Origin of the sequence: Bartonella sp. AP65SXKL, from assembly GCF_042195725.1 — a bacterium.
Classification (GTDB): domain Bacteria; phylum Pseudomonadota; class Alphaproteobacteria; order Rhizobiales; family Rhizobiaceae; genus Bartonella.
The window spans coordinates 267,127-289,019 of record NZ_JBHIOW010000001.1 but is presented as its reverse complement, the minus strand read 5'-3'; the positions used below and the strand labels follow the sequence as shown (position 1 = coordinate 289,019).

General features: G+C 37.8%; 20 protein-coding genes. 14 read left to right on the top strand and 6 right to left on the bottom strand.

Features of this window, described 5'->3' with window-relative positions:
- Positions 1 to 337: 337 nt before the first annotated feature.
- From ACFIMP_RS01180 to ACFIMP_RS01160, 5 genes are all read left to right on the top strand, one after another.
- A complete protein-coding gene (locus ACFIMP_RS01180; protein WP_375612110.1) occupies positions 338 to 772 on the top strand; it encodes an AtpZ/AtpI family protein in 435 nt (144 codons plus the stop codon).
- Positions 773 to 779: 7 nt separating this feature from the next.
- On the top strand, positions 780 to 1,538 hold the full coding sequence (locus ACFIMP_RS01175; protein WP_375612111.1) for a F0F1 ATP synthase subunit A: 759 nt from the start codon (positions 780 to 782) through the stop codon (positions 1,536 to 1,538).
- Between the two features lie 54 nt (positions 1,539 to 1,592).
- Positions 1,593 to 1,823 carry a F0F1 ATP synthase subunit C gene (locus ACFIMP_RS01170; RefSeq protein WP_005773968.1) on the top strand — a complete coding sequence of 77 codons (231 nt, stop codon included), beginning with the start codon at positions 1,593 to 1,595 and terminating at the stop codon, positions 1,821 to 1,823.
- A 143-nt stretch (positions 1,824 to 1,966) separates the two neighbouring features.
- Complete coding sequence (locus tag ACFIMP_RS01165) at positions 1,967 to 2,533, top strand: F0F1 ATP synthase subunit B (protein ID WP_375613532.1); 567 nt, start codon at positions 1,967 to 1,969, stop codon at positions 2,531 to 2,533.
- A gap of 11 nt (positions 2,534 to 2,544) precedes the next feature.
- Positions 2,545 to 3,039 carry a F0F1 ATP synthase subunit B gene (locus tag ACFIMP_RS01160; RefSeq protein ID WP_375613531.1) on the top strand — a complete coding sequence of 165 codons (495 nt, stop codon included), beginning with the start codon at positions 2,545 to 2,547 and terminating at the stop codon, positions 3,037 to 3,039.
- Positions 3,040 to 3,163: 124 nt separating this feature from the next.
- On the opposite strand, the gene glyS is transcribed toward ACFIMP_RS01160, so the two are convergent.
- The 4 genes from glyS to ACFIMP_RS01140 all read right to left on the bottom strand — a co-directional run bounded on the left by glyS (position 3,164) and on the right by ACFIMP_RS01140 (position 9,285).
- Positions 3,164 to 5,386: a glycine--tRNA ligase subunit beta gene (glyS, locus tag ACFIMP_RS01155; protein WP_375613530.1), complete on the bottom strand. Its 2,223-nt coding sequence runs from the start codon at positions 5,384 to 5,386 to the stop codon at positions 3,164 to 3,166.
- The gene (locus ACFIMP_RS01150; protein ID WP_375606430.1) at positions 5,386 to 6,327 is read right to left on the bottom strand and encodes a glycine--tRNA ligase subunit alpha; all 942 of its coding nucleotides are present in this window, start codon (positions 6,325 to 6,327) and stop codon (positions 5,386 to 5,388) included. Before ACFIMP_RS01150 ends, glyS begins: the two co-directional genes overlap by 1 nt.
- Positions 6,328 to 6,418: 91 nt before the next feature.
- Complete coding sequence (locus tag ACFIMP_RS01145; RefSeq protein WP_375612092.1) at positions 6,419 to 8,113, bottom strand: tetratricopeptide repeat protein; 1,695 nt, start codon at positions 8,111 to 8,113, stop codon at positions 6,419 to 6,421.
- A 95-nt stretch (positions 8,114 to 8,208) separates the two neighbouring features.
- Positions 8,209 to 9,285 (bottom strand): polyprenyl synthetase family protein, encoded by a 1,077-nt coding sequence (locus ACFIMP_RS01140; protein ID WP_375613529.1) that lies wholly within the window; start codon positions 9,283 to 9,285, stop codon positions 8,209 to 8,211.
- Between the two features lie 179 nt (positions 9,286 to 9,464).
- Between ACFIMP_RS01140 and ACFIMP_RS01135 the strand changes: the two genes are divergently transcribed.
- From ACFIMP_RS01135 to ACFIMP_RS01105, 7 genes are all read left to right on the top strand, one after another.
- Positions 9,465 to 10,253, top strand: coding sequence for a tRNA1(Val) (adenine(37)-N6)-methyltransferase (locus ACFIMP_RS01135; RefSeq protein WP_375612094.1), 789 nt, complete (start codon positions 9,465 to 9,467; stop codon positions 10,251 to 10,253).
- A gap of 192 nt (positions 10,254 to 10,445) precedes the next feature.
- The gene (locus ACFIMP_RS01130) at positions 10,446 to 11,294 is read left to right on the top strand and encodes a S49 family peptidase (RefSeq protein WP_375612095.1); all 849 of its coding nucleotides are present in this window, start codon (positions 10,446 to 10,448) and stop codon (positions 11,292 to 11,294) included.
- A gap of 237 nt (positions 11,295 to 11,531) precedes the next feature.
- Positions 11,532 to 12,440, top strand: coding sequence for a 4-(cytidine 5'-diphospho)-2-C-methyl-D-erythritol kinase (locus ACFIMP_RS01125; protein ID WP_375685902.1), 909 nt, complete (start codon positions 11,532 to 11,534; stop codon positions 12,438 to 12,440).
- A 199-nt stretch (positions 12,441 to 12,639) separates the two neighbouring features.
- Entirely contained in the window at positions 12,640 to 13,281 is a 642-nt protein-coding gene (gene rnhB, locus ACFIMP_RS01120) for a ribonuclease HII (RefSeq protein ID WP_375638046.1), read from the top strand.
- The gene (locus tag ACFIMP_RS01115; RefSeq protein WP_375613034.1) at positions 13,278 to 14,240 is read left to right on the top strand and encodes an L-threonylcarbamoyladenylate synthase; all 963 of its coding nucleotides are present in this window, start codon (positions 13,278 to 13,280) and stop codon (positions 14,238 to 14,240) included. Before rnhB ends, ACFIMP_RS01115 begins: the two co-directional genes overlap by 4 nt.
- A 2-nt stretch (positions 14,241 to 14,242) precedes the next feature.
- Entirely contained in the window at positions 14,243 to 15,652 is a 1,410-nt protein-coding gene (locus ACFIMP_RS01110; RefSeq protein ID WP_375613033.1) for an FAD-binding oxidoreductase, read from the top strand.
- Positions 15,653 to 15,796: 144 nt separating this feature from the next.
- Positions 15,797 to 16,324, top strand: coding sequence for a DUF6101 family protein (locus ACFIMP_RS01105; protein WP_375613032.1), 528 nt, complete (start codon positions 15,797 to 15,799; stop codon positions 16,322 to 16,324).
- 1,083 nt (positions 16,325 to 17,407) lie between these two features.
- On the opposite strand, the gene purD is transcribed toward ACFIMP_RS01105, so the two are convergent.
- On the bottom strand, positions 17,408 to 18,682 hold the full coding sequence (gene purD / locus ACFIMP_RS01100; protein ID WP_375645529.1) for a phosphoribosylamine--glycine ligase: 1,275 nt from the start codon (positions 18,680 to 18,682) through the stop codon (positions 17,408 to 17,410).
- Positions 18,683 to 18,772: 90 nt separating this feature from the next.
- On the opposite strand from purD, the gene ubiA reads away from it, so the two are divergent.
- Positions 18,773 to 19,777, top strand: coding sequence for a 4-hydroxybenzoate octaprenyltransferase (gene ubiA / locus ACFIMP_RS01095; RefSeq protein WP_375628320.1), 1,005 nt, complete (start codon positions 18,773 to 18,775; stop codon positions 19,775 to 19,777).
- Positions 19,778 to 20,014: 237 nt separating this feature from the next.
- Here the strand turns inward: ubiA and pdxH are convergent, their stop codons facing one another.
- Positions 20,015 to 20,638, bottom strand: coding sequence for a pyridoxamine 5'-phosphate oxidase (gene pdxH / locus ACFIMP_RS01090; protein ID WP_375611119.1), 624 nt, complete (start codon positions 20,636 to 20,638; stop codon positions 20,015 to 20,017).
- 326 nt (positions 20,639 to 20,964) lie between these two features.
- On the opposite strand from pdxH, the gene ACFIMP_RS01085 reads away from it, so the two are divergent.
- On the top strand, positions 20,965 to 21,870 hold the full coding sequence (locus tag ACFIMP_RS01085) for a DnaJ C-terminal domain-containing protein (protein WP_375613030.1): 906 nt from the start codon (positions 20,965 to 20,967) through the stop codon (positions 21,868 to 21,870).
- The last annotated feature ends 23 nt before the right edge of the window (positions 21,871 to 21,893 follow it).

Genomic DNA, 21,893 nt, shown 5'->3' with positions numbered 1-21,893 from the left:
AACTAGGACTGATATAACATTGGGAGTCGGAAAATAAGATGGTATTGGTTTACACCTTTTGTTAAGTGTAAAAATGGTTGTTCTATGAGTTTTATATTATTCACGTGAACTTTTCGTTATACATTCACGGGTGCTGTCGTGAAATCGGTTTAGGTGCTTGGAATATCTTTTTAAGAAAGCATGTAAATTGAAAAATACGTTATTTCTGCAATAAAATTTATACGATAACTTGTGATAGATTTCTTTTAGTATCTTGACGAATAAATTCGGGAACAATATGATGCACACGGTTTTATGAAATGTATTCTTACGTTGCTTTTTAATTAAGGAGCCAATGATGGCGATGGGCGAGAAACCCGTTATGAGCCGTAAGGAGGCTGAAGAGGAAAAGCAAGGAGAGTGTCTTCATTCAGAGGATTTGGAATGTCGTAGTAGGAACTTAAGCGTAGCTTTAGTGCGCAAGCAAGCATTAAAGAAGCGGGAGCATAGGAATAAGCGGGAAAAATCACAAGGAAGGATGGCAGGTGCAATTAAGCTTTCTAGTGAGTTTCTGGCAAGTATTATAGTTGGTATTGTTTTGGGGTTGGGGTTTGATAAGTTAGCAGGTTCATGGCCTTGGGGATTGGTATTTTTTCTCTTCTTTGGATTTGCTGCTGGTGTATTGAGTATTCTTCGGTCTGTGGGGTATGTTTCCTCCAGTCAATTAGGAAAAAAAGGCGTATTGCGCCAAGATAAACAAAATAAAGGGGCCAATGAGAGGTCCGATAAATGAGGTTGAAGTGACAGCGCACGCTCCAGATCCTATTCATCAGTTTGAGGTTTTAAGGCTGATTAAGATTTCCATAGGAAATATGGATTTATCGTTTACAAATGTATCATTGTTTACAGTTCTCACGGTTGTTGTAACTTCTATTTTTCTCTTTATTTCATCATCGAGTCGTGGATTGGTTCCAACGCGGATGCAGTCTCTTTCGGAAATGGCATATGAATTTGTAGCATCGACTCTGCGGGAATCATCTGGTGTGCAGGGAATGCAGTTTTTTCCTTTAGTTTTTTCTCTGTTTACTTTTATTTTGGTTGCTAACTTTATTGGTCTCTTTCCTTATTTTTATACGGTTACGTCTCAAATCATGATCACGTTTTCGTTAGCAATGGTGGTAATTTTGACGGTGATTGGTTATGGCTTTTATAAGCATGGGGTCAGTTTTTTGAAACTGTTCGTTCCCAGTGGAGTTCCTGTTGTGGTTTTACCTCTGGTGACAATGATTGAGGTTATTTCTTTTCTCTCCCGTCCAATTAGTCTTTCTCTTCGTCTTTTTGCGAATATGCTTGCTGGTCATATTACGCTTAAAGTGTTTTCTGGGTTTGTTGTTTCAATGATTGGGGTAGGAATCGTAGGTGTGGGTGGTTCGATTTTACCGCTTATTATGACTGTAGCAATTACTGCTCTTGAGTTTTTGGTCGCATTTCTTCAGGCTTACGTCTTTACGGTTTTAACTTGTATGTATCTTAATGATGCAATTCATCCAGGACATTAATAGAACTGGCGGTTTTCCGTCGAATAATGCAATTTCGCTTTAAAGGAGAATAACATGGAAATGGTGCTTGCAGCAAAATATATTGGCGCTGGTCTTGCTTGCTTTGGTATGGCTGGAACAGCTTTAGGACTTGGTAATATTTTTGGTAGCTATCTTTCTGGTGCATTACGAAATCCATCAGCAGCAGATAGTCAGTTTGGACGTCTCGTCTTTGGTTTTGCTGTAACAGAAGCTTTGGGAATTTTTTCATTGCTCATTGCTTTATTACTTCTTTTTGGGGTTTAATCATTATCAAAAGGGTATATCTGTTCTTGCATGAGGAAAGATTTACCCTTTTAGGCTCTTAACTAGAGAGATGCCAGAGAGATGTTTGTCAGTTATCATCGGTTATAGAGGGCTTTAATAAGCTATTTAAAGGATGAAAGAAGATGTTTGTTTCAAGCGCTTATGCACAGAACACTGAAACGTCGATAGAACATATTAAAAAGGTAGCAGAGCATGCAAATCGTGTGTTTCCGCCTTTTGATTTTGTGCATTTTGGTTCGCATTTTTTCTGGTTGGCAATTTCTTTCGGACTGTTTTATCTTTTTATCTCCCGTGTAATTGTACCACGTATTGGCGGTGTTATTGAAACACGGCGAGATCGAATCGCATCTGATTTAGATCAGGCAATGCGCATGAAGCAAGAAGCAGACATTGTTGTTGAAACTTATGAGCGGAAATTAGCAGAAGCGCGTTTGAACGCGCAGGCTATAGCGCAGGTAGCTAGTGAAGAATTAAAAGAAAAGGCAGAGCTTGAACGGAAAGAAATTGAAGAGAGTCTAGAGAAAAAACTCGCAGATTCTGAAAAACAGATAGCAAAAATTCGGGATAAAGCGATGCAAAATGTTGGTTCTATCGCTGAAGAAGTAGCTCTTGAAATTGTGAAAAAATTGATTGACGTTGATATCAGCAAAGAGGCTGTTCGTTCAGTTGTTAAAACTGCGGATTATTGAGGAAGACAAAGATGACTGATACTTTTTGGGCATTTGTTGGGTTAGTTCTTTTTTTGGCTCTTTTAGTCTATTTCCAAATTCCACAGAGGGTTATACACCATCTTGATGCGCGCGCGAAACGTATCAAAGATGAACTGGATGAGGCTCTGCGTCTTCGTGAAGAGGCACAGGAAATATTGGCTGAATATCAACGCAAACATGCAGAAGCAGAAAAAGATGCGCAAGAAATTATTGCAGCAGCAAAGCATGAAGTTGAATCCGTTATTGCTGAGGCCCGTGCAAAAGCAGAGGAATATGTAAAAAACCGCAATAAATTGGCAGGACAAAAAATTGCCCAAGCAGAAGCGGATGCAATACGCATGGTTTCTTCATCGGCGATTGATTTGGCAATTTCTACAGCACGTACCCTTATTGCAAGGGAAATAGATTCTAACAAGGCAGATGAACTTATCAAAGAGTCTCTTGAGAAAGAATCATTTATCAAAATGAAAACATATCTTAATTAATGATATTTGAGAGATAAAGAACAGTCTCTTTGGTTACATAATTTTCTCAATATTAATTAATAAAAGTCATAAAAAAGAAAAAATTATCTTCATTGTTTTTATCAGTTAATAGGGTATTTTGATTTTAAATGACAAGTTTTGAGAAGTCTGCAACCGATTGTGTAACAATGTGAGTGCGTTTGAGAAGAGCAAGACGGTTAGCACGAACATCAGTTTTTTTATCATTCACCAATACTTTTTCAAAAAATATATCAATCAATTTTCCAAGTGGCGCTAGCACACTGAGTGCAAATGATAAATTTGTTGCATTGATGGGAGCAAGAACCTTTCTTTCTACTTCACAGATTGCATGATAGAGCTGCTTTTCTTCTTTCTCGACAAAGAGCTCAGGATTAATTTCATTCGCTATTGTTGTGCTTTTTTGAAATTCATTTTCAAGAATATTGGCAGTACGTTTTACAGAGGCTACAAAGTTCATTCCATCGTGGGTATTGATGAAAGCGATAAGCGATTCGACACGACGTGCAACCAATAAAAAATCATCAGAATCTTTATTTAAAACGGCTTCAAGGGCATCGTAACGAGCGCCTTCCTCTTTTAGATAGATTTTCAAACGGTCATGAAAAAAGAATAACAGATCTGATAAAATATATTCTGTTTTTTCTGGAAGCAGATTCTGCAATTGTGAATTTTCTCTTTGAGAGATTTCATATTTATTTTTTTGTTGTAAGAAAAGATTCGTTGCTAACTGGAACAGCGGCATAAGATTGATTTTCCAATCTCGCGAAAGTACAAGCCTAATAATTCCCAATGCTGCTCGTCTTAACGCATAGGGATCTTTTGAGCCCGTTGGTTTTTCATTAATGAGCCAAAAGCCAACGAGCATGTCAATTTTGTCGGCGAGCATAACGGTTATAGCAAGTGGTTCTTGTGGAAGACGATCTGTTGGTCCTTGAGGTTTATAATGGTCTTCGATTGCTACAGCTACGCGAGGATCTTCCCCTTGAAGAAGGGCGTATTTTTGCCCCATAACACCTTGTAGTTCAGGAAATTCTCCGACAATTTCTGTTTGCAAATCAGCTTTTGCAAGGATGGCTGCACGTTTTGCTAAAAGAGGATCTGTTTGTATCAAAGGGGCAATTTCTTGTGCGAGTGTAGCAATGCGTTCTACTCTTTTACCTTGTGTACCTAATTTAGCATGAAAGGTTACATTCAAATGATCAAGTCGCGCCATTCTTTGATCGAGAGGTTTTTTTATATCAAGCTCAAATTTTTTTATAGAAGATTCCAATTGTTGAAGATCAGGCAAATCATGCTGATCGGTTTGCCAAAAATAAAGTGCATCAGAAAGACGGGCACGGACAACCTTACTATTTCCTTTCGAAATTTCTTTGCCTTCATCATTTGCAAGAATATTAGAAACGAGAATAAAATGATGAGAAAGTTTTACTTTTTCTCCTTGTTTGCGGGTGACAAAACATTTTTGATTGGCTCGAATGGTCAAGCGAATAATTTCTGGAGGAATATCAAGGAATGATTTGTCAAAATCACCCATCAGGATAACAGGCCATTCAACAAGACCAGCAACTTCTTCTAGGAGGGGATTATCTTGAACCAGTTCTAAACCGTTTGCAAAGCAGAGATTTTGGGCATCAGCTAAAATAATATTCTTTCGTCTTTCGGCATCCAGAATGACTTTATGGGTTTCAAGTTGAGTAACATAGTCATCAAAGCGGCGCACTTGAAATGGCTCTCCATCACTTAAGAAACGATGACCATAAGTTAAATTATTGCTTTTAAGAGAACCAATTGTAAACGGAATAACATGTGTTTCACCAATTTCTGGTCCGAAGATGCAAAGAATGTTTTGTAAAGGTCTAATCCACTTCAAAGTACCACTTTGTGCTGAATCTTTTCCCCAACGCATAGATTTCGGCCACGGAAAGTTGCGGATAATATCCGGTAAAATATCGGCAATAATTTCTTCTGCAGCTCGACCTTTTTTAACAATTTTAGCAATATAAAAATGACCTTTTTTATCATCATGTCCAATATGCGCTTCAGAAACATCATTTAATCCTGTTGCACGTAGAAAACCATCAATTACATGCTGTGGTGATTTTATACTGGGACCTTTGCGTTCTTCATGGACATCTTTGGAGCGTGTGGAAAGTCCGCGTATGTCCAATGTTAGCCGACGAGGTGTCCAATATTCACGAGCAGCTTCATAGATCAATCCAGCATTCACAAGTTGATCTGTAACAGATTTCTTAAGATCAGCAGCAGCTTTTCGTTGCATACGTGCGGGGATTTCTTCACTGAAAAGTTCAAGAAGAAGATCAGACATTAGGCTTCTCCAGTATATATTTGTCCAGCTTCTGTGAGTAAGAAGGCTTCCCCACAACGGCGCGCGAGATTACGAACGCGAAGAATGTAATTTTGTCGTTCGGTTACAGAAATAACGCCACGTGCTTGCAAAAGATTAAAGATATGGCTCGCTTTAATACATTGATCATAGGCAGGAAAAACACAGCGATGGAATACATTTTCTTTATTTGGTTTTCCAGCATCAAGAAGTGCGCTGCATTCGCGTTCTGCATCGATAAAGTGCTGATGGAGCAGTTTTGTATCAGCAAATTCGAAGTTATAATATGAGTATTCCTGTTCTGCCTGTAAAAAAATATCTCTATAACTTATTTTGTTTTCTCCCTCCAAACCATTAAAGTTAAGGTCATAGACGTTATCAACCCCTTGGATATACATCGCTAGACGCTCAAGACCGTATGTGAGTTCCCCTGAAACTGGAGCGCATTCAATGCCGCACACTTGTTGAAAATAAGTAAATTGAGAGACTTCCATTCCATCGCACCAACATTCCCATCCAAGCCCCCAAGCACCAAGAGTGGGACTTTCCCAATCATCTTCAACAAAGCGAATATCATGCAGTTTTGTATCAAGCCCGATAGCTTGTAGCGACTTTATATAAAGTTCTTGTAGATTGAGCGGAGAGGGTTTGAGAAGCACTTGGAATTGATAATAGTGTTGTAAACGATTTGGATTCTTACCATATCGGCCATCTGTTGGACGTCGAGAGGGTTGGACATAAGCAACTTTCCAAGGGCGTGGTCCTAGAGAGCGTAATGTTGTTGCTGGATGAAAAGTCCCAGCTCCGACTTCCATATCGTAAGGTTGCAAAATTGCACACCCATAGTGTGCCCAATAATTTTGCAAAGTTAATATTAGTCCCTGAAAAGAACGTTTTGGGTTAAGATGTTCAGGCAGTTTCACGCTTTATACTCTTTATATTGGACTAAACAAAAAACAAAAGTAATTTTAGTTTCTCTATTTATTATTCATGTGGTTTATGGTTAAGCATCGTTTATTGCAAACCAAATTTCAACTTTTCTTGAATTTGTTCAGAATTTTCTGGTTTTCCGTCAATTGCGTGGTTCCATTGAAAGATTGCTTCACGTTTACGCCCAACTTTCCAATAGGCATCCCCTAAATGATCATTTAGTGTTGGGTCCTCAGGTTGTAATCTGACAGCATTTTCTAATATTTGCACTGCTTTATTATATTCTTTTAGTTTATAATAAGCCCACCCTAAAGAATCGAGAATATGACTGTTGTGAGCTTGTAAAGCAGAGGCTTTTTGTAGCATACGGAGCGATTCTTCAAGCTTCTCACCACGTTCCACAAGGGAATAGGCTAAATAATTAAGAACCTGCGGTTGATTTGGGAAAAATTCAAGTGATTTTCGCAAGTCAAGTTCTGCTTTTGGCCATTGCTTTAAACGTTCAAAAGCAATACCACGCTGATAAAAGAGTTTCCAATCGTCCTGCTGAAAGTTTTTTATCTTTGTAATAGCGTAGTCTAGAGTTTTAATGGCCTCAAGAAATTTATTGTCCTGCATATAAAAAGCAACGAGCGTTATCAAAATATTACGATCATTGGGAAATTTTTTATTTAACAATGTGAGTAATTTTATTGCTTCTTTGTAATTGTTGTTATTGGCAAGAAGGAATGCAAGATGAAGTTGTCCATCTTTATAATAAGGAGATTTAGGGGATAAAGCGCGATAAAGTTTAATTGCTTGATGTGGATCGTTCAATTTAGCAGAAATGTGTGCGAGCTGAAACAGTGTTGCGTCATTTTGAGGGTATAAGGCGAAAGATAATTGCTTAAAAATACGTGCAATTCGCCCTGAGTTTTTGTAGTTGAGGGCTGTTCCAAAATTATATAATACCTCGGCTGCTCCTTGTTGAGGTGTTTTAATAACTCTCTCTAAGAAAGAATTTTTTTCAATTTTTTCTTGAAAGTTTTTAAGGACTTCTCGACCTGACAACATTTGTTCGCCATGCTGGATTGTTTGAAGAGCTTGGTTGCGCATATTATGGCGCAATTGGAATGAGGCATAGGCTATGATAATACGCTCATAAGTATTAGGAGCGATAAGAGTTCCCTGTTTGTTACTCAGTGCTTTAATGAAATATTTTTTTGCATCCTTTGGCCGTTCTGCAAGGTCGCTCATAAGTGCTAGATGATAAGATATAAAAAGATCATACCAGACAGGACCTTTGAGTTTCTTAAGATCATCGATTGCCTGAGATTTTTGTCCAGATCCAAATGTAATCCAAGCGCCGATGAGTTCAGGTATTGGATTATTGGACGTAGGAAGTTCCTTTAATTTCAGAAGAGCCTTGGCATTCTTATAATCTTTTTTGATGAGACTTTCTACTGACAAAGTTAAGGAAACAAAGGGAGTTATAACATCGTTCTCTTTGAGTTTTTGGGCTTGTTGGACAGCTTCTTTAAAGTTTCCGACCGAGAGCATAGCTTCAAGGAGCTCTTTTTGTGTTTCAATGTTATCAGGTTGATAAACCAGTGCTTGTTTAAAATAATTGATAGCAAGTTCTGTTTTATTTTCATGATTTGCAACCCTTCCAGCTAAATAAGCACCTGTAAATGAGCTTGTATGAGTTGCTGCACTTATTTTACTGTAGGTGAGGGATGGCATCAGCATGATACCCACGATAAAGAGGGCAAAAAGTCGAGATACCGTTGCAGAGCACATGGAGCTAATCCTTTTCAAGATAATCAATTGATGGTGTTGTTTATAGATCATATCTCATTACTTTGTTGAGAAATACTGCGATTCTTGCAAAGAATTCAGTTTACGCGCGCAATACAAAATTCAACAGTCTCAACGAGAGCATTATAAGCAAGATTTTCATTCATGGGAACAAGAGCATCAATTGCATATTTTCCATAGATGCGTGCTTGTTCTATTGTATCTGTGATACTATCATACTTTTCCATTAAGTGTTGCGCGTGTGCGAAGGATTCATCATTATTATTGCCATCTTCAAGCGCTTTTTTCCAGAAATCTTTTTCTACCATATTCCCACGCTCATATGCGAGAATAACAGGCATTGTGATTTTTCCTTCTCTAAAATCATCCCCTATATTTTTTCCTAAGTTTTGAGCACTACCGCTATAGTCAAGTGCATCATCAATTAATTGGAAAGCTAAACCTAAGGATGTTCCATATTCACGTAATGAAGAACGCTCTTTATTTCCATAGCCAGCAATAATGGGTCCTACTTCAGCGGCTGCTGAAAAAAGTGCTGCTGTTTTTGCATCGATGATTTTGAGATATTCTGAAGGGCTGGTTTTTATATTTTTTGCGGCAGAAAGTTGCATAACTTCTCCTTCAGCAATAATTGCAGCAGCGTTGGCTAGGACAGAGAGCGCTTCTATGGAACCGACATCGACCATCATTTTAAAGGCCTGGCCCAATAGGAAATCACCAACAAGTACACTTGCTTGATTCCCCCAAATCATCCGTGCTGTAGATTTTCCACGTCGTAAATTACTTTCGTCAATCACATCATCGTGTAGCAATGTTGCTGTATGCATAAATTCAACAGCTGTTGCGAGTTTTATATGCCCGTCACTTTGATAACCAAACATATGAGCAGAAGCGAGCGTAATCATTGGGCGTAATCGCTTTCCACCTGATGAAATAAGATGGTTAGAAATTTCAGGGATCATCTCAACCTCTGATTTTGCCATAGAGAGAATAAATTGATTTACGCAATCCATATCTTTTTGAGTAAGATTGACAAGAGATTGAAGAGAAATTTGATTATTTCTTATTTGTTTTGGTTTGATAGCTGCACTCAATGTGTTTACTCCTAGAGTATTGCAATGGACATATATAAAATTTACTTTATTCATTAGCATAAAGGGGGTTTGGTTTTGACTCAAGCTTTTGATGTCGTTTAAAAGTGTTAGCTTGGAATGTTATTGGCAAGAAATGTTCTTTAGCGAGTGTAATCTTATTGTTATGAAATAATAAAAAATTTAAAATAGTAGCTGAATGGCAAAAATGCAATTTATAAAGGTGAGCATTAGGCTTTTAAATGGATAAAGCAGCGAATCAGAGTGGTGAAACAATTGACAGTTTTCACCGCGGAAAATTTTATTTGGTTCAACCCCATAAATATGGTCATCGTTCTGGAATGGATGCGATGTTATTAGCTAGTTTGGTTCCGAGTGATTTAAAGGGCAAGGTTGTTGATTTAGGTGCAGGTGCTGGAGCTGCGGGTTTGGCTGTTGCTTCGCGTTGTCTGAAAGTTCATGTTACCTTAGTTGAACGTTCAGCTTTTATGGTATCTTACGCTCAAAAAACGCTTATGCTAAAACAAAATAAACAATTTGCTAGCCGAATTTGTTTGCTAGAAGCAGATGTTACCTTCAAAGGGAATGCCCGTATAAAAGCAGGTTTGATAGATAATAGCTTTGATTTTGCGATTATGAATCCACCTTTTAATAATCCCACCGATCGTAAGACACCTGATAAACAAAAATCTGAAGCACATGTTATGTCTGAAGCAATGTTTGATAACTGGTTGCGGAGTGCAGCAGCTATTGTTAAGCCAGGTGGATACTTAGGGCTCATTGCACGTCCACAATCGTTGACAGATATCTTGCATGCTTTAGAAGGGCGTTTTGGTGGTATTTGTATAATTCCTGTGCATGCCCGTGCGAAAACAGCAGCAATTCGTCTTTTATTTTACGCAAAACGAGGAAGCAGAGCAGCTTTATCTATTTTACCGGCATTGGTTATACATGAAGGTAATGACCATACTTTTTCACCTCGAGTTGATGCAATTAATAATGGATATATAAGCTTGTGGGAACTTTTCTAATAGTATCTTGTGTTTTTTAGTTTATTATTTAAAGTCTACACTTTGTCATTAGGGAGGCTTAGCTTTTGGGTGAAGTTATATTTCTGATTGTAATGTGGGGGTTGATTGGCGCTTTTGGATGGTATCACGTTGTTCCTTTTTGTTGTCCTTGCCTATTTAATTGTTCTTAATTTATAAGGAGATTTTGTTTTGATGGATTTTATTAAAAGTTTTATTCCACGCCGTTTTTCTTCCGATAAACTTGAAATTCCTGTGGTGCGCCTTCAAGGAGCAATTATGGATTCATCAGCATCTATATCTCGTACCCTTTCCCTCAGTAGGTGTGCAAATCTTTTAGAGAAGGCTTTCGCACACAAAAAGTCACCGGTTGTTGCACTTATTATTAATTCTCCTGGTGGTTCACCTGTACAATCGCGTTTTATCTTCAAGCGCATTCGTGACTTGGCAGAAGAAAAAAATAAAAAGGTTCTTGTGTTTATTGAAGATATTGCAGCATCTGGTGGTTATATGATTGCTTGTGCAGGGGATGAAATTTTTGCAGATCCTTCTTCAATTGTTGGTTCCATTGGAGTGGTTTCAGCTTCCTTTGGTTTTCCGGAACTTTTGAAGAAAATTGGTATCGAACGGCGTGTATACACAGCAGGAAAGAACAAAGTTACATTAGATCCATTTCAGCCAGAAAAAAAGGCGGATATTGAGCATTTGAAATCTCTCCAACTTGAAGTGCATCAAACTTTTATCGATTTGGTTAAAGAACGGCGTGCTGAAAAATTATCAGATGATTCGAATCTCTTTACAGGAATGTTTTGGAGTGGAAAACAAAGCGTTGGGCTTGGTCTGGTTGATGGATTGAATGATGTACGTTCTGTTATTAAGGAGCGCTTTGGTAATGATGCAAAACTTCGACTTATTATGCCTCCAAAAAGTTTTTTAGGACCTAAAACGCCTTCAGGAGTGACGGCACATACGGTTTATACAGTCGTTGATAGTGCATTGATGGCAGCAGAAGAGCGAGCTCTTTGGCAGCGTTATGGTTTGTGATGGAAAGGATCATTCAAGCCAGAGAGATTTTTATCTAAAAACAGATACTAGAAGAAAAAAGGCTTGAAATGATACGAATGAGAACATGTCGTTTATTTTGTATGAGAACTCTTTATATTTATTGTTTTTTAGAAAACGATTAAGAATATTCCAAGCTGTTTATAGGGCTCGTGCTAAAAGTATGGGTAAAAGGGGGAAATTTTTAAAAGAACCCTATGTAAGTGAATATTACGTCATATGATATCAAATGTACAAACTTCGTTCCAAAGACATTCCTATTTATTTACACCTATTAAATTGAATTTAGCTCTACATGTTGTGGGGCAACGTGCTGATGGGTATCATTTAATAGAAAGTTTGGTTTATTTTAGTCTTAGCGGTGATTGTCTACACTATGCACCTTGTGAAAATAATCAGTTTGTTTTGACGGGGTCGTTTGCAAAAGGGCTTGTTTCTCATTTAGACAATTTGGTTATTCGCGCAAGGGACTTTATGCATAAGACTTTTCCGGAATGTGCTCAACCTGCTTTTTTTCGGCTTGTAAAAACATTACCTGTTGCTTCAGGCATTGGTGGTGGCTCAGGTGATGCAGCTGGGGTTATCAGCATGTTGCATCGGCAGTGGAATCTTGATTGCCCTTACGAAGAATTAGCAAAAAAGAGCTTAGTTCTTGGTGCTGATGTTCCCATGTGCCTTTGTGCATTAGAATATCAGCAGCCGCTTTTGGTCAAAGGAATTGGTCAAGAGATGATACAAATAAAAGAAGCTTGTTCATTAGCAATGGTATTGGTTAATCATGGACAAGAGATTTCAACACAAGCTGTTTTTAAAGCGTTAGAGAAGCGTCATAATCCTTCTTTAAAAATTAATACAGACGCTTTAAAGAGTGTTGATTCATTAGTTGAAGTTTTACAAGAAACGCGTAATGATCTTTTTTCTCCTGCATTAAAAATAGCACCTCAGTTAGCTGAAGTGTTATCTATATTAGATGAATGTGGGGCTCTTTTTTCCCGTATGTCTGGAACGGGAGCAACTTGCTTTGGCATTTTTAAAAATAAACAAACGGCGCAACAAGCAGCTCTTTTTATCAAATCAATGTACCCAAATTGGTTTGTAAAACCTATCATGACTTTAGGAAATATTTGATAAATAAATATAAAAGCTTTTATTTTATCATGATTTTATTATACATAATAAAAGAGGGTAACCAAAGAAATGTGTTTTTTTATTTTTTGTGCAAGAATTCGTGGAATGTTTGAAGAGCCATTTAAAACTGTAATGCTTGCAAAAAATGATCAGGCTACAGAAATAGATGTATGTTTGTTGTATTTGTGATGTATCAAAGATGTTTAATTTGCCGCTTCAACCAAATTTTTCGTGCGAATTGGATTTGCAAAAACAGGGTTTTTTTCATATAGCAGGTGTTGATGAAGTAGGACGGGGGCCTCTCGCTGGACCTGTGGTAACAGCAGCCGTTATCTTGGATAGAGATCGTATTCCTAATGGGTTAAATGATTCAAAAAAACTTTCTTTTTTCCAACGAAATAGACTTTATCATGAAATTTTGCAAAGTGCATTAGCGGTTTCAGTCGCCAGTCTTTGTGCTCGTACAATTGATCAATCTAATATTAGAAAAGCAACGTTAGAAGCAATGCGTCGCTGTATTATAGGATTAGCCATTCCAGCCCACTATGTCCTTGTTGATGGGCGTGATATTCCTTCTGAGTTGTCCTGTCCTGCAATGGCATTGATTAAGGGCGATCAGCGTTCAGTTTCAATTGCAGCCGCATCTATTATTGCGAAAGTAACGCGTGATCGGATGATGGAATGTACAGGACAAGTTTATAAAGGGTATGGTTTAGAGAAGCATGTAGGTTATGCAACGCTAGCGCATCGTACAGCTCTTGATAAATATGGACCAGTTATAGGATTACATCGTTATAGTTTTGCACCACTAAAAGAGTGTTATAGAAATGATGTGTCATGACGATTCTACCACTCGATAGTGCTTCGATAAGAGAGGCAATAGCGCTTCTTGAACAAGGGAAGTTAGTAGCGTTACCAACGGAAACTGTTTATGGATTAGCGGGCGATGCAACCAATGGGAGGGCGATTTCTTCTATTTATTCTACAAAGGGTCGTCCACAAATTAATCCTCTTATTGCGCATGTTAGCGGCATCGAAATGGCGGAACGTTATGTTAAAATTGACTTTCTTTCACGCCAATTAATAGAAGAATTTTGGCCAGGGCCTTTGACATTGGTTTTGCCTTTAAAGGAACAGCATAATATCCATCCTTTAACAACCTCTGGTTTGAATACCTTGGCTGTTCGTTTTCCAGACAGTCGTTTTGCGGAAGTGGTACAACATTTTGGCCGTCCACTTGCTGCTCCTAGTGCGAATCAATCGGGGCGTCTTAGCCCTACTTCAGCTGAGGCTGTTTTTGCATCTTTGGGGGAATCTGTTCCTTTGATATTGGACGGAGGACCTGCTAAAATAGGGCTGGAATCAACGATTATTAAAATTTGTGGTGAAAATATTTATCTTTTGCGTCCAGGCGGGCTTGCGGCTGATGAAATTGAAGAGGTTGTGGGGAAGCCTTTAAAACGGATAGATCAAAGGGCGGCGATTGAAGCTCCTGGGATGTTAAAGTCGCATTATGCTCCCAATGCTACGGTTCGTTTGAATGTAGAAAAGGTGGAAAATGGTGAAGCGCTTTTAGCATTTGGTTCAAAGCGTGTTATGGGGGCTGAAAATGCCGTTTCTATTTTAAACCTTAGCGAAGATGGAAAGTTGGAAGAGGCAGCCTCTCATTTATTTCAATATATGAAGGAATTAGATTCATTTAAAGTGAGATGTATCGCAGTAGAACCTATTCCATCATACGGATTAGGAGAGGCTATCAATGATCGTCTTATACGGGCTGCAGCTCCAAAGGAGAAATGAACATGGAGCAGGAATTAATTGAAGGGTTTAGGGAAATTGTTGGTGCTAAGCATGCTATAACGGATCAAGCTTTGATTGCACCGTATTTGCTTGAAGAGCGTGGGCTTTTTCATGGAAAAACACCTTTACTTTTACGTCCATCTTCTTGCGCAGAGGTCTCATCGATTATGCAGTTCGCGAGCAAAACGCGCACACCGATTGTGCCACAGGGTGGAAATACAGGGCTTGTGGGGGGACAACAACCAGATGAAGGAGGAGGGAGCGTTCTTTTATCCATGGAGCGATTAAATAAGATTAGAGCTATAAATCTTGAGGGAAATTTTGTTGTTGTAGAGGCTGGTGTTATTTTACAGGATTTACAGAAAAAAGTGGATGAATCAGGTCGTTTTTTCCCTCTTTCTTTGGCATCTGAAGGTTCTTGCCAAGTAGGAGGCAATCTTTCGTCGAATGCTGGAGGGACAGCTGTTTTAGCTTATGGCAATATGCGTGATCTTTGTCTTGGTTTAGAAGTTGTTTTACCGGATGGGCGTATTTTAGATGATTTGCGTTTTGTTAAAAAAGACAATAGCGGTTACGATTTAAAAGATCTTTTTATTGGTGCAGAAGGCACATTGGGAGTTATAACTGCAGCCGTTTTGAAGATGTTTCCAAAAATAAAAGGAAAAGCTGTTGCTTTGGTGGGATTATATAGTCCGGCGAAGGCTTTAGAGTTTTTATCTCTGGCTCAAGAATATGGAGGAGGGATGTTGACAGGTTTTGAGCTCATGGGAAATCTCAGTTTGCAAATGGCTTTAGATTATAAGATGTGTGAGAAGCCTCCTCTTCAGCGGAAACATGAATGGTATGTATTAATGAACATTTCATCGTTGCAAGGCAATGATGAGGCGTTATCGGTATTGAGTACTATTTTAGAAGAAGCTTTAAAGAATGCGGTGATAGAAGATGCAGTTGTTGCGCAATCTTTAAAACAGCAAGATTTTTTTTGGCAATTACGAGAAAGTATATCATCAGCACAAAAGTTAGCAGGAGGGTCCATTAAGCATGATATTGCAATCCCACTTGCTTCTATTCCTGATTTTATTGCTGAGGCAGCGCTTATTGTTGAAGATATTGCTCCAGGAGCAAGGGTGATTTGTTTTGGACACATGGGCGATGGAAATTTACATTATAATATTACACAACCTGTAGGAGCTGATACGACAGTGTTTTTGCAGTTATGGTCAACAATGAATCATCGCATTCATAGTTTAGTGGTGGACTATAGAGGTGCATTTTCTGCTGAGCATGGAATTGGTCAGCTTAAGCGCGAAGAACTTCGTTCTTTTAAATCGCCTGTCGCATTGGATATTATGCAAGGGATTAAAAAAACACTCGATCCTTTAGGGATAATGAATCCTGGAAAAGTATTATAATTCAAGAATGGTGATCATGCATTTTTGTTTAGATTTTAATAACCAAAAAAGAAACCAGTTGTTTTTTATTCAAACTTTTAATAATCCAATGAGAAAAAGCTGCTAAAGGGTGTATGTTATTTAAGATAAATTGGGATAATGTATATGGCTAATCAATGCTTTAATCAGGCAAAAGCGGTGCTTGAATTTCGGTTAGATCCGTGCCATTTGCCACAAACGACGACATATTTTTCATCCAAAACGGGTAATCAGGTTATTTGTTCGTTAAATGAGCGTGGTGTTTCTTTTAAAACGGATATGCCTTCAAGCTTATCGCATTTAATACCCCCTTATCATTTTCAAGGAATTGCAGCACGTACCGTAAAAACGCGTTCAGGAGAAAGAGCTGTTGCATTAGAATTACTTCATACCGATGAGGAAGCTTGTATACCGCTTTTGGTTTCCAGAGATTTGAATAATGTTCTTCTGGATTGGCGGTTATGGGCGGATACTTATGGCCTTCCCATGCTTATGATCAATGAAGATAATCGCATTCTGGTTGTAAAAGATCGTTCTGATTTACATCGATTTTTTGGTACAACAGCACATTCTAAACAAAAGCATTTTTTACTTCGTTATAGCAATCCGTTAGGCTTGCGTTTGGTGATTGCGAATCGAATTGCACTCCAGTAAATTAACATGCATTCATTTTTGTACGACCGTCAGCATTTATCTTGTTGTGCTGTAAAACATCGTTGTTTGGGGAGGTAACATAAGGCATGTAAACTTCACACATGAAGTGTTTTTAGAAGATATGGCGAATATTCTAAGTTTGCTTGTAGGTCTTTGTGTAAGTGCAGCATATGAGTGGGAAGCAAGAGGAACCCGCTTAATGAGAATTCAGACCTTTACAGACGGGATTTGGTGTGACTTTTGGTTCTTGAAAACAAAGAGAAAGTCAATGATTGTAAATGAGAGTTTTTTGACACCATACATTGGCAGCAGGAATCGATGATGTAGAACGCTTTTTTCAGAGAGGTAAAAACGGTTTTCATAACAATAGAAACTGTTTTTTTGCGGTATAATTTTGGGTTTTTGCCACATTATTAAAAACACCAGAAGATTACTGGAAGTGTTTTTGAATTTTTTTTATAAATCATTTCTCCATGTTGAATGAAAGCTTTGAATATTGCAGAATATTCTTATTTCATCTCTCTTTTATAATCAAAATCATTTAGATAGAAAGGGTTATCGTAATATTGAGAATTGGAAAATACAATGATGGTATAGGTTTTTATTTTTATTCCAGAAAGCTGGCAGAATGGATTTATACTATTTGCAGGTAGTGTCGTAAAATGGGAATGATAAGCATGAGAGATATTGTTTAAGAATTTGTATGTGAATAACATAACTATCTTTTTTGGGCATTTTATTTTTCGTAAAAGCGGAGTTTCACTAAAAACGCGATAAATAAAAGAAATGATAGTATATACGTTTTTCCTCAGGATTTTATAAGAAAGAAAGTGTTTATAAAAATGATGAGAAAATGCGTTTAAAGTAAAGACAACAGTAAAATGATTATTTTATATTACATCTTCAGATTCAGAAAATTTTCCTATTTTATCATGAGTAGATATCCTATTTACAATATTTGATTGTTCAAAGGAAAGCACACTTATTTTTTCAAAATTATGGCAACGTAAAACAGTGAGAAAATTTTTGTATCATGCTCTTATATAAAATAATAAAATCGTAAAAAAAGAATATTCAAAGGATTTAATTTTCTCGCGCAACGGCTCTCCATCCGATATCTCGACGAACAAAACCTTCTGGCCAATCAATAAAATCAACAGCTTCATAAGCACGTTTTTGTGCATGCGTAATCGTTTTTCCTGTTGCAGTTATATTGAGTACACGTCCACCATTTGCAATGAGTTCTCCATCACGCAACACTGTACCAGCTTGAAAAACTTTCACATCGGGAAGAGTGTTTACTTGATCAACGTTACGGATAACAGTACCTTTTTGGGGAGAGTCTGGATAACCATTAGCAGCCATAACAACGGTGAGAGCTGTTTTTTCAGACCACCGAAGAGGCTTATTTTCAAGTTTTCCTTGAGCAGCAGCAAGAAAAATTGGCAAAATATCATCTTTGAGGCGCATCATTAAAACTTGACATTCAGGATCACCGAATCGTACGTTAAATTCAATTAATTCGGGTCCTTTTTGCGTTATCATTAATCCGACGAAGAGAATACCTTTAAAGGGGGCGCCCATTTCTTTCATGCTTTTTAAAGCTGGTTCAACAATTTCTTTGAGAGTACGATTCACTATTTCTTGGGTCATGATGGGCGCTGGTGAATAAGCACCCATACCACCGGTGTTTGCTCCAGTATCCCCATCACCTACACGTTTATGATCTTGAGCAGATCCAAAAGGAAGAGCAACTTTACCATCACAAAGGCAGAAGAAGCTTGCTTCTTCACCTTCAAGAAAAGATTCTACAACAATTTTGTTTCCTGCATCTCCAAATGTACTTTTGAAGCAGGCATCAACTGCGTTAAACGCTTCTTCCATAGTTGTTGCAACCACGACACCTTTGCCAGCTGCTAAGCCATCAGCTTTAATAACAATGGGAACACCTTGTTGCTGAATGTAAGCTTTAGCTTTAGAGGCATCATTAAAGCATTGGTAACTTCCTGTAGGAATGTTATTCTTCCGACATAAATCTTTTGTAAAGGCTTTTGAACCTTCTAGTTGAGCAGCTTTTTGAGTAGGACCAAATACACAGATGTTAGCGCTATTAAGAGAGTCTGTTATACCCGCCACCAAGGGTGCTTCTGGTCCTACAATTACAAGATCAATAGAATGTGCCTTACAAAAATCAATAACAAGGGGATGGTCATCAATGTTTAAATTAATATTTTCACCAAATTCTGTTGTTGCAGGATTTCCAGGAGCACAATATAACTTTGTTAGCAGTGGTGATGCTGCTATTTTCCATGCTAAAGCATGTTCTCGTCCACCTGAGCCAATAAGAAGAATATTCATTGCTTGCTCCTCTCATAAAAGATAATTAATCTCATCCCCTTCTCATAAGAATGAAATGTCTCTATCGCAAGACCAAAGGTAAATCATTTGATGAAAAAAAATAAAAATATCGCGCATGTTCAGTCCTATGATAGCCAAGGACGGGTTATGGATGCATCTTCCAAACAATGGGTCTACAGCTTCCTTCCCCGTTCTTTATGGTTTTATGCGCAATTGGCGCGTTGGGATCGACCTATCGGTTGGCAATTGTTGATGTGGCCTTGTTTTTGGTCAACAACAATGGCTTTTTTCTCTTATAACATGCATTACGATACTCTTTTATCAATGTTTCTTCATTGGGTTTGGTATCTTTTTCTTTTTTTTCTGGGATCTATTGCTATGCGAGGGGCAGGATGTACTTGGAATGATCTTATTGACCATAAAATTGATGCTCAGGTAGAAAGGACACGTTCTCGCCCATTGCCAACAGGTCATGTGAGTCGGTTTCAAGCGAGAGTTTTTATCCTTGTGCAATGTTTTGTTGGTTTAGTTGTTTTATCACAATTTAATAGGTTTAGTTTTTTTCTAGGTATTTCGTCATTGATAGCTGTTGCATTTTATCCTTTTATGAAACGCGTAACATATTGGCCGCAGTTTTTTTTAGGCGTTGCATTTAATTGGGGGGCATTAATGGGGTGGGCTGTTGTCTTTGGAAGTTTAAGCTGGGCACCAATCTTGCTTTATGTGGGATCAATTTTGTGGACCATAGGATACGACACAATCTACGCACATCAAGATAAAGAAGATGACATTACTGTTGGTGTCCGTTCTACGGCTCTTCTTTTTGGTAAAGCAACCAAGCGTGCTTTAGTATTTTTGTATGGTGGTTTTGTGATGTTCGTTAGTCTAGCATTTTATTTAGCTGGAGTTCCTGTTCTTAGTTTTTTGGGGATTTTTGTGGCAAGTATCCATATGTTTATTCAAATTAAAGTCATTGATATAGATGACAGTTCACAATGCCTCAGGCTTTTCAAATCTAATTCGCTTATTGGTTTTGTGATTTTTGCTGGTTTAGTATGTGGGGGTATATGGATGATATTTTATCCTGCGGTCTAAAAATAAGTTAGCTAAAATCATAGTTTCTACTGAATACAGTATGTTTTTTTTAATAAGCTTGTTGCTAATCTATTTTTAAGCAATACAGTAGAAAATATCACCAATTAACCTTTACAGTGAAAATAAAATTCTTCTATTTAAATAAAATAAATCATCTTCTTTTAGAATTTTTCGAATAAAAAATATTTGTTTAATTGTTGCGAAGAAAAAATCTTCATAACGATGAAGTTTGAAGGATTAGGGATAAAGTTTTTGTCTTTTCCAATCGCTGTGTTCAACACAATCCCGTGTAAAAAGCAAACGATCATGTAAACGAAATGGGCGATCGCACCAGAACTCTATAGAAAGGGGTTTAACACGAAACCCAGACCAATAAGGTGGTCGTGGAATATTGCCTAGAGCATAACGCGCAGTATATTGAGCAATTGCTTTTTCGAGCACAAAACGATTGTCTAAAGGTTGAGATTGTTTAGAGGCCCATGCACCAATTCGACTACCACGTGGTCGCGATTGGAAATAGGCATCGGCTTCCTGTTGACTTACTTTTTCAACGATTCCTCTAATTCTGACTTGACGACGGAGTGATTTCCAATGAAAACCTAAGGATGCTTTCATTGATTTTAAAATTTCTTGTCCTTTACAGCTTTCATAATTGGTATAGAAGACGAATCCTTGGGGACTGTAGTCTTTGAGGAGAACCATACGAACATTAGGGAGTCCTGTTTCGTCAACTGTTGCTAATGCCATAGCATTCGGATCATTTATTTCACTTATCGTTGCCTCTTCAAGCCACTTTGCGAAAAGTTCAAAAGGTTTTTGCATTTTCATAAAATGATCATCTGTTGGTATTTTTGTGCTCATAGTTTCTCCAAATATCAGTGAGCATGGGTGAGGCATTTTCTCATTTACTTTATCATCAAGAAGTTACAGTACTATTTTTTCTTATTTTCAAAAAGCCAATGCTATCGTGTATTTCTATGGTAGTTTAATTATTTTTTACTTTAGCATAGACTACAAGGAGCTATATTAAATAAATGTCTCATTTTATCTGGTATTTTAGTTTATTGATAGACATATAAAGAGAAAAGAAGAAATTATTCTCTAGAATAGACTAATGAAGCTATAAGGGATATTGAACAACGTATCAGTTGATATTTTGAAAACGAAGAAATTGAAAAGAGGGCAATATGCGTGATCCCTACACGATTCTGGGTGTGGCACGTACCGCAAAATCGCAAGAGATTAAATCGGCATTTAGAAGATTAGCGAAGAAATATCATCCAGACCATAATAAAGATGATACAAAGGCTAAAGAGAAATTTGCTGAAATTAATCAAGCCTATGAAATTATAGGTGATAAAGATAAAAAGGCACAATTTGACCGCGGTGAAATTGATATGGAAGGAAAACCGCTTTATCAAGCCTATGGTGCTGGTGAAAATTTTAGCAATAAACAAAATCCCTTTTCAGGAGGAGCAAAGGGATTTGATTTTTCCTCTTCAGGTGGTGCAGGTTTTGATACGAGTGATATTTTTCGGGATCTGTTTGGAGGAGGTAGTAGCTTTTCGAATTCCACACACTATAACCGTCCCCAACAAGGAGCACATGTTCGTGCTAATCTTGCCATAACATTAGAGCAGATGGTTGGCGCAGAAAAGGTGGAGGCTGTTTTTCCAAATGGGAAAAAGTTAAAAATTAAACTTCCAGATTATATTGAAGACGGACAGGTTATTCGTTTAAAAGGTCAGGGAGAAGCGGTACCTCACGGGCAAGCAGGAGATGCGTTAATAACCATTCAGATTCAAAAACATCCTCGTTTTCGGGTTGAAGGAAGAGCACTCCATCTTGATTTACCAGTTTCTCTTAAACATGCTGTTTTGGGAGCAAAAGAAGAAGTTGAGACGTTGGAGGGGCGTGTGGTTTTAACGATTCCTGCGTGGTCAAGTTCTGATCGCGTTTTACGGTTGAAAGGGAAAGGGCTTCGTTTAAAAAATGGTACAAGAGATGATCTTTATGTGCATGTTCGCATTATGTTGCCGGGAGATGAAAATGCCGCCGCACTAGAACAGTTTTTGCAAATGCAACAAGATTAATTTTAAAAATTTTATATATAAAA

Excerpts from the sequence above, each read along its gene's own strand:
- ACFIMP_RS01180 (WP_375612110.1), top strand. The coding sequence starts at position 338 with ATGGCGATGGGCGAGAAACCCGTTATGAGCCGTAAGGAGGCTGAAGAG.
- ACFIMP_RS01170 (WP_005773968.1), top strand. The coding sequence starts at position 1,593 with ATGGAAATGGTGCTTGCAGCAAAATATATTGGCGCTGGTCTTGCTTGC.
- ACFIMP_RS01165 (WP_375613532.1), top strand. The coding sequence starts at position 1,967 with ATGTTTGTTTCAAGCGCTTATGCACAGAACACTGAAACGTCGATAGAA.
- ACFIMP_RS01160 (WP_375613531.1), top strand. The coding sequence starts at position 2,545 with ATGACTGATACTTTTTGGGCATTTGTTGGGTTAGTTCTTTTTTTGGCT.
- glyS (WP_375613530.1), bottom strand. The coding sequence starts at position 5,386 with ATGTCTGATCTTCTTCTTGAACTTTTCAGTGAAGAAATCCCCGCACGT.
- ACFIMP_RS01145 (WP_375612092.1), bottom strand. The coding sequence starts at position 8,113 with ATGTGCTCTGCAACGGTATCTCGACTTTTTGCCCTCTTTATCGTGGGT.
- ACFIMP_RS01140 (WP_375613529.1), bottom strand. The coding sequence starts at position 9,285 with ATGCTAATGAATAAAGTAAATTTTATATATGTCCATTGCAATACTCTA.
- ACFIMP_RS01135 (WP_375612094.1), top strand. The coding sequence starts at position 9,465 with ATGGATAAAGCAGCGAATCAGAGTGGTGAAACAATTGACAGTTTTCAC.
- ACFIMP_RS01130 (WP_375612095.1), top strand. The coding sequence starts at position 10,446 with ATGGATTTTATTAAAAGTTTTATTCCACGCCGTTTTTCTTCCGATAAA.
- ACFIMP_RS01125 (WP_375685902.1), top strand. The coding sequence starts at position 11,532 with ATGATATCAAATGTACAAACTTCGTTCCAAAGACATTCCTATTTATTT.
- rnhB (WP_375638046.1), top strand. The coding sequence starts at position 12,640 with ATGTTTAATTTGCCGCTTCAACCAAATTTTTCGTGCGAATTGGATTTG.
- ACFIMP_RS01115 (WP_375613034.1), top strand. The coding sequence starts at position 13,278 with ATGACGATTCTACCACTCGATAGTGCTTCGATAAGAGAGGCAATAGCG.
- ACFIMP_RS01110 (WP_375613033.1), top strand. The coding sequence starts at position 14,243 with ATGGAGCAGGAATTAATTGAAGGGTTTAGGGAAATTGTTGGTGCTAAG.
- ACFIMP_RS01105 (WP_375613032.1), top strand. The coding sequence starts at position 15,797 with ATGGCTAATCAATGCTTTAATCAGGCAAAAGCGGTGCTTGAATTTCGG.
- purD (WP_375645529.1), bottom strand. The coding sequence starts at position 18,682 with ATGAATATTCTTCTTATTGGCTCAGGTGGACGAGAACATGCTTTAGCA.
- ubiA (WP_375628320.1), top strand. The coding sequence starts at position 18,773 with ATGAAAAAAAATAAAAATATCGCGCATGTTCAGTCCTATGATAGCCAA.
- pdxH (WP_375611119.1), bottom strand. The coding sequence starts at position 20,638 with ATGAGCACAAAAATACCAACAGATGATCATTTTATGAAAATGCAAAAA.
- ACFIMP_RS01085 (WP_375613030.1), top strand. The coding sequence starts at position 20,965 with ATGCGTGATCCCTACACGATTCTGGGTGTGGCACGTACCGCAAAATCG.